This window comes from Terriglobus sp. YAF25 (genome assembly GCF_052113305.1).
Classification (GTDB): domain Bacteria; phylum Acidobacteriota; class Terriglobia; order Terriglobales; family Acidobacteriaceae; genus Terriglobus.
The window spans coordinates 1-1,722 of the sequence record NZ_JBFRCY010000858.1; the positions used below are offsets into that span (position 1 = coordinate 1).

2 protein-coding genes are annotated in these 1,722 nt (G+C 58.4%); both read left to right on the top strand.

Translation table 11 applies throughout. The features are described from left to right. The first annotated feature begins 3 nt into the window (after positions 1 to 3). Positions 4 to 171, top strand: a complete 168-nt coding sequence (locus AB4043_RS24545; RefSeq protein ID WP_442308396.1) for a winged helix-turn-helix domain-containing protein — start codon at positions 4 to 6, stop codon at positions 169 to 171. Between the two features lie 39 nt (positions 172 to 210). After that, entirely contained in the window at positions 211 to 1,644 is a 1,434-nt protein-coding gene (locus AB4043_RS24550; protein ID WP_442308395.1) for an ATP-binding protein, read from the top strand. Positions 1,645 to 1,722: the final 78 nt, after the last annotated feature.

Genomic DNA, 1,722 nt, shown 5'->3' on the forward strand with positions numbered 1-1,722 from the left:
GATCTGACGAACCGTGTTCTGGACCGGCCTTTTCATCCCTTCGACCGCAGCGTAGATATGCATATCTCACGTCTGAGGAAGAAGCTTGAGAGCCTGCACGCTTTGCCGTACACGATCAAGACAGTGCGGAGCTCCGGATACGTGCTGGTCTCAGAGGCCGCGAGCCACTGAGCCAGCCAACGCTCCTTCGCCGATTGTGAGGGCCCGAAGATGAGAAGTCTCATTATCAAAATCTTTCTCGCGTACTGGGTGGCCGCTGGTGTGGTCATCATCATCTCTGACTTCGAGCCGCATCGGCACATCCACAATCCCGAGCTCGTCGATGCCTTGAATGCGTCCCTGGAGATGAACGGYCGCGAGATGATTGCGCTGCATGAGAAGAACGCATGTGCGGAGCGGGCAAGTGCCCTGAATAAATCCGATGACAGAATGTCGCTGGCGACCGCCGATGGAGCGATCGTCTGCGGCAACCGCGATGTTGAAGACGCCCGTCAGCTTGTTGCCGAGACGGTAAAGAGCGGCAGGCGAATGACGGCCAACAATGCTATCTACCAGGTGATAGCGATGCCGGTGCGCTCTGACAACGGTGTGCCGTATGTGCTTCTCTTCGAGAATCGCTATAAAACGGYACTGCAGCTTTACGGCCTGCTGCCCGGCTACACGACGATCTGCATCTCCGGCGTGGTGACGTTGTTTCTTGCGGTTCTTGTAGTACTGCCGATCCGGCGGTTGCGGCAGGCGAGCACGCGGATCGCAGAAGGTGCTCTGGATACACGCGTCAGCCAGGGACGCATCACCAGCAAGTTGATCAGCGTCTTTCATCTGACGGACGACCTCGATGGTCTGATGGTGGACTTCAACAGCATGGCCGACCGCATTCAATCGCTTGTGGTCGCGCAACGAATGCTGCTTCGCGATATCTCGCATGAGCTGCGGTCTCCGCTTGCACGGTTGAACCTTGCGCTGGGGCTTGCGCGTGAGGGAAGGAAGGAGAGCATCGGCGAGCATCTCAACCGGATTGAGCTGGAGTCGTCGCGTCTGAATACCTTGATCGGGCAGATCCTCTCGCTTGCCTATGTCGAGAATTTGGACAACCTGTCGCCGCGAGAGGTATTTTCTCTCAGCCGGATGGTGGAGGAGCTGTTGCCGGATGTCAGCTATGAGGCTGAGGGGATGGGYCGTGGAGTTGAGCTCCTGGTTGCGCAGGACTCGATGGTAAAAGGCGATACGGTGCTGCTGCGCCAGGCGCTGGAGAACGTTGTGCGGAATGCGATTCGCTACTCGCCGCCGGGAAAGATGGTGCAGATTGAACTGACACAGCAGGAGAGCGCGGGAGGAGCCGTCGCTGTACTGTGCGTGACCGACAGCGGACCGGGAATTCCAGAGGACCAGTTGGAGACCGTCTTCAAGCCGTTCTATCGAGTGGGCAATCTGCGCCACAACACGCAGGATGGTTATGGCATTGGGCTTGCGATCGCCAGCCGTGCAATGGCGCTGCATGCGGGCACGATCTCGGCGCGGAACCTGACGGAGAGACCAGGCCTGTGCGTGACATTGATGCTGCCTGTGCTCGAGAGCCGCGACCCGGCGGCGAAGCAGCGGAGCTTTGAGTATCTGAAGGAAGCTTCGGCGCTGGGGGATTAACGGACGGAATCCTTCGGCCTCATTGTCTAAGGGCTATGATGAGCGCGGAGGAGATCATGGCCAAGGATATCGAAGTAC